Source organism: Spongiactinospora gelatinilytica, from assembly GCF_003236385.1.
GTDB classification, from domain to species: Bacteria; Actinomycetota; Actinomycetes; order Streptosporangiales; family Streptosporangiaceae; genus Spongiactinospora; species Spongiactinospora gelatinilytica.
Map to the genome: position 1 here is coordinate 1 of NZ_POUA01000331.1, position 8,833 is coordinate 8,833.

6 protein-coding genes are annotated in these 8,833 nt (G+C 69.5%); all 6 read left to right on the forward strand.

The window, feature by feature from the left end:
* Positions 1 to 213: 213 nt before the first annotated feature.
* The 6 genes from gnd (at position 214) to C1I98_RS30410 (ending at position 8,827) form a co-directional block, all read left to right on the forward strand.
* Positions 214 to 1,143 (forward strand): phosphogluconate dehydrogenase (NAD(+)-dependent, decarboxylating), encoded by a 930-nt coding sequence (gene gnd, locus C1I98_RS30385; protein WP_111170820.1) that lies wholly within the window; start codon positions 214 to 216, stop codon positions 1,141 to 1,143.
* A 100-nt stretch (positions 1,144 to 1,243) separates the two neighbouring features.
* Positions 1,244 to 2,455 (forward strand): DNA replication/repair protein RecF, encoded by a 1,212-nt coding sequence (locus C1I98_RS30390; protein ID WP_111170821.1) that lies wholly within the window; start codon positions 1,244 to 1,246, stop codon positions 2,453 to 2,455.
* On the forward strand, positions 2,445 to 2,972 hold the full coding sequence (locus tag C1I98_RS30395) for a DciA family protein (protein WP_233508316.1): 528 nt from the start codon (positions 2,445 to 2,447) through the stop codon (positions 2,970 to 2,972). The genes C1I98_RS30390 and C1I98_RS30395 overlap by 11 nt, the downstream gene beginning before the upstream one ends.
* A 413-nt stretch (positions 2,973 to 3,385) precedes the next feature.
* Positions 3,386 to 5,329: a DNA topoisomerase (ATP-hydrolyzing) subunit B gene (gyrB, locus tag C1I98_RS30400; protein ID WP_111170822.1), complete on the forward strand. Its 1,944-nt coding sequence runs from the start codon at positions 3,386 to 3,388 to the stop codon at positions 5,327 to 5,329.
* A 36-nt stretch (positions 5,330 to 5,365) separates the two neighbouring features.
* On the forward strand, positions 5,366 to 7,873 hold the full coding sequence (gene gyrA, locus C1I98_RS30405; RefSeq protein WP_111170823.1) for a DNA gyrase subunit A: 2,508 nt from the start codon (positions 5,366 to 5,368) through the stop codon (positions 7,871 to 7,873).
* 168 nt (positions 7,874 to 8,041) lie between these two features.
* Positions 8,042 to 8,827 carry a DUF3566 domain-containing protein gene (locus C1I98_RS30410; RefSeq protein ID WP_267898086.1) on the forward strand — a complete coding sequence of 262 codons (786 nt, stop codon included), beginning with the start codon at positions 8,042 to 8,044 and terminating at the stop codon, positions 8,825 to 8,827.
* Positions 8,828 to 8,833: the final 6 nt, after the last annotated feature.

Consider the following 8,833-nt stretch of genomic DNA (forward strand, 5'->3'; position numbering starts at 1 on the left):
CCGTCGGCAGCGTCAGATGTGCATAAGAGACAGGGTACGCCCGGCGCGAAGCGTCATCCGGCGGACGCTAGGCTTGTCCACAGCCGTGCCGGATTCGATTCGGCGCGGCGCTCGCGGGTATGCGGGGCGTGGATTTCGGCGGATCTCAGAGCCAGTGGATCAGCCGCGATACCGACGTGAATCTGGACGTAAACCCTTTAAGGGGGTGCTCGTATGCAGATCGGCATGGTCGGCCTCGGCCGTATGGGCGGCAACATGGCCGAGCGGCTGCGCCGCGGCGGCCACGAGGTCGTGGGCTATGACCGCGATCCCGCGATCAGCGACGTGGAGAGCCTCAAGGAGCTCGTGGAGCGGCTGAGGGCGCCACGGGCGGTCTGGGTCATGGTCCCGGCGGGTGAGCCGACCCGGGCCACCGTGGAGGCGCTGGCGGGCCTGCTGGCCCCCGGCGACATCGTGATCGACGGCGGCAACTCCCACTATGTGGACGACCGCAGGCACGGCGACGAGCTGGCCACGAAGGGCATCGGCTTCGTCGACGTGGGCGTCAGCGGCGGCGTGTGGGGGCTGGACAACGGCTATGCGCTGATGACCGGCGGCGACGAGGCGCACATCCGCGCGCTCTCCCCCGTCTTCGACACCCTGAAGCCGGCCGAGGGCGGGTTCGTCCACGCGGGCAAGATCGGTGCCGGGCACTTCGCGAAGATGGTCCACAACGGCATCGAGTACGGCATGATGCAGGCCTTCGCCGAGGGCTGGGAGCTGCTGGAGGCCGCCGACGTCGTCGATGACGTCGAGGGCACGTTCAGGAGCTGGCGGCAGGGCACCGTGATCCGCTCCTGGCTGCTCGATCTGATGGTCCGGGCGCTGGACGAGGACCCCGACCTGTCCGAGCTCCGTGGCTACGCTCAGGACTCCGGAGAGGGCCGCTGGACGGTCCAGGCCGCGGTCGAGCACGCCGTACCGCTCCCGGTGATCACCGCGGCGCTCTACGCGCGGTTCAGGTCCCGCCAGTCCGACTCCCCCGCCATGAAGGTCATCGCGGCGCTGCGCAGCCAGTTCGGCGGGCACGCCGTCTCCTCGGCGGCGGGCTCCGAGGGCCTGGGGGCCGACTCCCCCGGCGCCGATGTCGCGCCGCCCGCCTGAGCCCGGAGCGACCAGCCGGAAGGCCAGGCCGCATAACTCCGACATACCGGACGACACGGGTGTGACGACGGTGAGCCCTGTGGCCCAGTAGCCTTCCTGAGTGCATGTCGCCCACCTGTCGCTGACCGACTTCCGGTCCTACCCGTCCGTCGAGCTGGAGCTTCAGCCCGGCGTGACCGCGTTCGTGGGCCCCAACGGGCAGGGCAAGACCAACCTGGTCGAGGCGATCGGCTACGTGGCGACGCAGTCCAGCCACCGGGTGGCCGCCGACGCCCCGCTCGTGCGCCACGGCGCGGGCCGGGCCATCGTGCGGGCCTCCGTCGTCAAGGACGACCGCAGGGCCCTGGTCGAGCTGGAGATCAACCCCGGGCGGGCCAACCGCGCCCGGCTGAACCGCGCCCCCCTCTCCCGCGCCCGCGACGCCCTGGGCCTGCTGCGGACCGTCCTGTTCGCCCCGGAAGACCTGGCCCTGGTCAAGGGCGACCCGTCGGAACGGCGGCGCTTCCTCGACGACCTGCTCGTCGCGCGGGCCCCCAGGTTCGCGGGCGTGCGCGCCGACTACGACCGGGTGCTCAAACAGCGCGGCGCGCTGCTGCGTACCGCGATGGCCACCCGTCAGGGCGGCAGGCGCGGGAGCCGTACCGGCCACACCGTGGTACGGCGGGCCGAGGACGAGGCCGGCTTCGCCTCGATGGGCGCGGGCGACGTACTGAGCACACTCGACGTCTGGGACGCCCACCTGGCCCGCCACGGAGCCGAACTCCTGGGTGCCCGGCTGGACCTGGTGGAGGCGCTGCGACCGCTGGTGGAGCAGGCCTACGCGGCGCTGGCCCCCGGCTCGGCGGCCGTCGTGATGTCCTACCGCGGCACGCACTTGTCCACAGGCGAGGACGACCTGGGGACGAGCGACCGCGCCGTACTGACCGAACGGCTGCGCGCCCGGCTCCTTGAGGTCCGCGACGCGGAGGTGGAACGCGGCGTCACCCTGGTCGGCCCGCACCGCGATGACCTCCTGCTGGGCCTGGGCGACCTGCCCGCCCGCGGATACGCCAGCCACGGCGAGTCGTGGTCGTTCGCGCTCGCCCTCCGGCTGGCCGCCTACGAGCTGCTGCGGGCCGACGGCTCCGACCCCGTGCTGATCCTCGACGACGTCTTCGCCGAACTCGACGCCCAGCGCCGGCGGCGCCTCGCCGAGACCGTGCGCGACGCGGAGCAGGTGCTCGTCACCGCGGCCGTGCCAGAAGACGTGCCGGCCGAACTGTCCGGCTTCCGGTACCAAGTCGCGGAGGGAAGTGTGTCGCGTGGCGACTGAGTTCACATCCCCTGACCCGATCGACCCAAAGCGGATCGCCGCCCGCGGCGCGGCGATGGCCAGGGAGAAGCTGGCCCAGGCCAAGGCCGACGCGGAAAGGCGGGGCCGGCTCCCGCGCCGCGAGCCGCGGCGCAAACGCGCGGGCGGGCGCAGGGACGCGAGCGATCCCCAGCTCTTCGGCACGGCGATCCGCGAGCTGCTGGCCTACCGGGGGTGGGAGCAGGAGATCGCCGTCGGCGGGGTCTTCGGCCGCTGGCGCGACATCGTGGGCGCGGATCTGGCGGCGCACACCAGGCCGGAGAGCTTCACCGACGGCGAGGTCGTGGTCTCGGCGGACTCGACGGCCTGGGCCACGCAGGTGCGGCTGCTGGCGACGACGCTGGTCAAACGGCTGAACGAGGAACTGGGCGAGGGCACCGTCCGCCGGGTGAAGGTTCAGGGGCCGCAGCGCGGGCCACGCCCGAGAGGCGGCCTGCGGGTCACCGGAAGCCGCGGCCCGGGCGACACGTACGGCTGAGCCCGGGCGACACGACCGGTCGGGTCAAGGCGATCTCGCGCGCCCGCCGTACCGCATCGCCGCGCGCCCCGCCGTACTCCGTCGCGAACACTCGCGCGCGGACCCCCACAATCCCGGCTGGATGGGCCAGCTCGCTCTCTGCGGCGACGACCCCCTTTCCAGTAGGGGGATGCTTGAGAGAGGGGTGAACGCCCGACAGGGCCATCACAGCCGCCGTCAATGCCACATCACGCGCTCGCGCCCGGTAGAATGAAAAATGATTCCGGACACGTCCGCTTGCGCGTCACCCCGGCATGCACGGCCGCTTCCCCTGGGTGAACGCATCGGGGCACTCACATCGGTGACGGGCACGGCAGGGAGCACGCATTCACGGTGCTTCCCGCGCCGCGTGTCCGCGGCAGGAGGATTTGCACTTGTCCTACGACGCTAGCTCAATCACCGTACTCGAAGGGCTGGAGGCGGTCAGAAAGCGCCCCGGCATGTACATCGGCTCCACCGGGGAGCGCGGGCTTCACCACCTCGTGCAAGAGGTGGTCGACAACGCCGTCGACGAAGCCCTCGCGGGTTGCTGTGACAACATCGAGGTCACCCTGCTTCCCGACAACGGTGTGCGCGTGGTCGACAACGGTCGTGGCATTCCCGTCGGCATCGTCGAGGCCGAGGGCAGACCGGCGGTCGAGGTCGTGTTGACCGTCCTGCACGCGGGCGGGAAATTCGACAGCAAGTCCTATGCGGTCTCCGGCGGCCTGCACGGTGTCGGCGTGTCCGTGGTCAACGCGCTCTCCACCCGCCTTGAGGTGGAGATCCGCACCGAGGGCCACTACTGGCGGCAGACCTACGAGCACTCCCGGCCCACCGCCCCGCTGGCCAAGGGCGAGCAGACGGACGAGACCGGCACCTCGATCACCTTCTGGGCCGACGATGAGATCTTCGAGACCACGACGTGGAACTTCGAGACCCTGGCGCGCCGCTTCCAGGAGATGGCCTTCCTGAACAAGGGCCTGACGATCAGCCTGCGCGACGAGCGGGCCGACCATGTCAACGGCGAACCGCATGTGGTGACCTACTACTACGAGGGCGGCATCTCCGACTTCGTCTCCCACATCAACTCGAAGAAGGAGCCGGTCCACAACTCGGTCATCGACTTCGAGTCGCAGGCCGACGGCATCTCCGTCGAGATCGCCATGCAGTGGAACAGCAGCTACACCGAGTCGGTCTACACCTTCGCCAACACGATCAACACCGCCGAGGGCGGCACCCATGAGGAGGGCTTCCGCGCCGCGCTGACGTCGATCGTCAACCGCTACGCGCGCGAGCAGCGGTTCCTCAAGGAGGGCAAGGACGACAACCTCGCCGGCGAGGACATCCGCGAGGGCCTCACCGCGATCATCTCGGTCAAGCTCGCCGATCCGCAGTTCGAGGGCCAGACCAAGACCAAGCTGGGCAACACCGAGGCCAAGTCGTTCGTCCAGAAGGCGTGCAACGATCACCTTCGCGACTGGTTCGAGCGCAACCCCGGCGAGGCCAAGGAGATCATCAGTAAGTCCCTCCAGGCGTCCCGGGCGCGGATCGCCGCGCGCCAGGCGCGCGACCTGACCCGGCGCAAGTCGCTGCTGGAGTCGGGTTCCGGCCTGCCCGGCAAGCTGGCCGACTGCCAGTGGAGCGAGCCCGACAAGTGTGAGCTGTTCATCGTCGAGGGCGACTCGGCGGGCGGCTCGGCCAAGGGCGGCCGCGACTCCCGTTTCCAGGCGATCCTGCCGATCCGCGGCAAGATCCTCAACGTGGAGAAGGCCCGGATCGACAAGGTCCTCCAGAACAACGAGGTCCAGGCGCTGATCACCGCGCTGGGCACGGGCGTGCACGACGAGTTCGACATCTCCAAGCTGCGCTATCACAAGATCATCCTGATGGCCGACGCCGACGTCGACGGACAGCACATCAACACGCTGCTGCTCACGCTGCTGTTCCGGTTCATGCGCCCGCTGATCGAGGCCGGGCACGTCTACCTCTCCCAGCCGCCGCTCTACAAGATCAAGTGGGACCGCCGCGGCGACGACGCCTCCTACGCCTACTCCGACCGGGAGCGCGACGCGATCATCGAGGCCGGCGTGGCCGCGGGCAAGCAGGACCCGCGCCCCCGCGACAACGTGCAGCGGTTCAAGGGTCTCGGTGAGATGAACGCCGCCCAGCTCTGGGACACCACGATGAACCCGGACACCCGCCTGCTGCTCCAGGTGACACTCGACGACGCGGCCCAGGCCGACGAGCTGTTCAGCGTCCTCATGGGCGAAGACGTCGAGGCCCGCCGCGACTTCATCATCCGCAACGCACGTGACGTCCGCTTCCTCGACGTCTAAGCCGACTTACGTTGTGAGAAAAGGAATCCTGATCCCGTGACGGAAGTGAACACCACTCCTCCGACCGACCGCATCGAGCCGGTCGACATCCAGTCCGAGATGCAGCGCAGCTACATGGACTACGCGATGTCGGTCATCGTCTCGCGGGCGCTTCCGGACGTGCGTGACGGTCTCAAGCCGGTGCACCGGCGCGTCCTGTACGCGATGTACGACGGCGGTTACCGGCCCGACCGCGGCTACTTCAAGTGCTCCAGGGTCGTCGGCGACGTGATGGGCTCCTATCACCCGCACGGCGACACCTCGATCTACGACGCGCTGGTACGGCTGGCCCAGCCCTGGTCGCTGCGCTATCCCCTGGTCGACGGCCAGGGCAACTTCGGGTCTCCGGGCAACGACCCGGCGGCGGCCATGCGGTACACCGAGGCCAAGCTGGCCCCGATCGCGATGGAGCTGCTGCGCGACATCGACAAGGAGACCGTCGACTTCCAGTCCAACTACGACGGGCGCTCCCAGGAGCCGTCGGTCCTGCCCTCCCGCTTCCCCAACCTGCTGGTCAACGGCTCGGGCGGGATCGCGGTCGGGATGGCCACCAACATCCCGCCGCACAACCTGCGCGAGGTCGCCGAGGCGGTCAAGTGGGCCCTCCACCACCCCGACGCCACCGACGAGGAGCTGCTGGACGCCTCGGTGGCCCTGGTCAAGGGCCCCGACTTCCCGACCGGCGCGCTGATCGTCGGCCGCCGGGGCATCGAGGAGGCGTACCGCACCGGCCGCGGCTCGATCACCATGCGGGCCATCGTCGAGTTCGAGGAAGACGCCAAGGGCCGCCAGTGCCTGGTCGTCACCGAGCTGCCGTACCAGGTCAACCCGGACAACCTGGCCCTCAAGATCGCTCAGTTGGTGCGCGAGGGCAAGATCAGCGGGATCGCCGACGTACGCGACGAGAGCTCCGCCCGGGTCGGCCGGCGCCTGGTGATCGTGCTCAAGCGCGACGCCGTGGCCAAGGTCGTCCTGAACAACCTCTACAAGCACACCCAGCTCCAGGACACCTTCGGCGCCAACATGCTGGCCCTGGTCGACGGCGTGCCGCGCACGCTGCGGCTCGACCAGTTCGTCCGCTACTACGTGGCCCACCAGGTCGAGGTCATCGTCCGGCGGACCCGCTACCTGCTGCGCAAGGCCGAGGAGCGGGCGCACATCCTGCGCGGCCTGCTGCGCGCCCTGGACCGCATGGACGAGGTCATCGCCCTCATCCGGTCCTCGGAGTCGGCCGCGGTGGCCCAGCAGGGCCTGATGGCGCTGCTGGAGATCGACGAGGTCCAGGCGCAGGCCATCCTGGACATGCAGCTCCGCAAGCTCGCCGCCCTGGAGCGCCAGCAGATCCAGGACGAGTACGACACCCTGATGGCCCACATCGCCGACTACAACGACATCCTCGGCTCCGAGACCCGGCAGCGGCAGATCGTCGGCGACGAGCTGACGGAGATCGCGGGCAAGTACGGCGACGAGCGCAAGACGGAGATCATCGCCTACGACGGCGACATGTCCATGGAAGACCTCATCGCCGAGGAGGTCATGGTCGTCACGATCACCCGCGGCGGATACGCCAAGCGCAGCCGTACCGACCTGTACCGCGCGCAGAAGCGCGGCGGCAAGGGGGTGCGCGGGGCGCAGCTCCGCCAGGACGACATCGTCGACCACTTCTTCGTCACCACGACCCACCACTGGCTGCTGTTCTTCACCAACAAGGGCAGGGTCTACCGGGTCAAGGCGTACGAGCTTCCCGACGCCGCCCGCGACGCCCGCGGCCAGCACCTGGCCAACCTGCTGGCGATGCAGCCGGACGAGGTGGTCATGGAGGTCCTCGACCTGCGCGACTACAACGTGGCCCCGTACCTGGTGCTGGCCACCCGCAGTGGCCTGGTGAAGAAGACCAGGCTGGCGGAGTACGACTCGCCGCGCTCCGGTGGCCTGATCGCGATCAACCTGCGCGATGACGACGAGGTCATCGCCGCCCGGCTGGTCTCGGAGAGCGATGACCTGCTGCTGGTCTCCCGCAACGCGCAGTCGATCAGGTTCACCGCCTCCGATGACGCGCTGCGTCCGATGGGCAGGGCGACCAGCGGTGTGATCGGCATGAGGTTTGTCGGCGGAGATGAGCTTTTGTCGATGAATGTGGTCGGAGACGGCCATGATGTGTTAATCGCCACGGAGGGCGGGTATGCCAAGCGCACCCCCGCTGATCAGTATCCGGTACAAGGACGAGGCGGCAAGGGAGTGCTGACCGCGAAGATCGTCAGTGCTCGTGGCAAGCTGGTCGGTGCCGTCATGGTCAGCCCCGAGGACGAGGTCTTCGCCATCACGTCCGCAGGGGGAGTGATCCGGACGAGCGCCGCGGAGATCAAGCAGTCTGGCCGTCAGACCATGGGAGTGCGGTTGATGAACCTCGCAGAGGGCGACAGCGTGGTGGCCCTTGCCCGGAACGCGGAGTCGCTGGAGACGGTGGAGACTGTGGAAGAAGCGGTTGCCGGAGGAGGGGAGTAACCCATGAACGCCCAGGCGAAACCCGGCGGGGGCGCAGGGCCGGCACAGGGGCCGGGAGGCCCTGGCCAGCCTGCGGGTTCTTCGGGCACTGGCGGAAGCTCTGGCGGAAATTCGCAGCGGAGGCCCCCGGCCGCTGCTTCAGGACCGCGCAACCAGGTGACGGAGAAAATGGACAAGACCACCGACAACGACATCATCGAGGTGGTGGACTCCCCATCCCCCGGTTCCAAAGGGCCGGTCGGCGGGCCCAACGCCGGCAAAGGCCCCGGCCCCGGGGCCAAGGGACCGGGCGGGCCCGGCGGACCTGGCGGACCTGGCGGCGCGCCCGGCTCCAAGAGCCCCAACGGCCCCATGGGCGGCCCGATGGGCCCGGGCGGCCACGGCGGGCCGGGCTCTCCGGTCAAGTCACCGCCGCCCAACGCCGCGCCGGGCGGCGGCCGCCCGCCCGGGCAGGCCGTACCACCGTCCGCCGGCTCTCAGGACGGCTCCCGCGACTCGCGCGGCAGCCTGAGCGAACCGCTCCTGACCACCACCACGAGCAGGAAGCAGGGCGGCAAGCAATCCGGAAACGCCCGCGCCCCGCGCAAGGCCCACCTGGTCCTGCGCCGCGTCGAGCCGTGGTCCGCCATGAAGTTCAGCTTCGTGGTGTCGCTGGTCTGCTTCGTCATCCTGTTCGTCGCGGTCGCCGTCCTGTACGGCGTGCTGAGCGCGGTCGGCGTCTTCGACTCCATCGTCGACACCGTCAACCAGCTCACCAACCCGGACGGCAAGGCCACCAACGCCATCGACGCCTCCGCATGGTTCGACCCGGTCCGCATCCTCGGCTTCACCGCCCTGGTCGGCGCGATCAACGTCGTCCTGATCACCGCCCTGGCCACCCTCGGCGCGGTCATCTACAACCTCGCCTCCGACGTCGTGGGCGGCGTGGAGGTCACCTTCAGCGAGGCCGAATAAACCCAC

Coding starts and splice junctions, on each gene's coding strand:
- C1I98_RS30410 (WP_267898086.1), top strand. CDS start 8,042: ATGGACAAGACCACCGACAACGACATCATCGAGGTGGTGGACTCCCCA.
- gnd (WP_111170820.1), top strand. CDS start 214: ATGCAGATCGGCATGGTCGGCCTCGGCCGTATGGGCGGCAACATGGCC.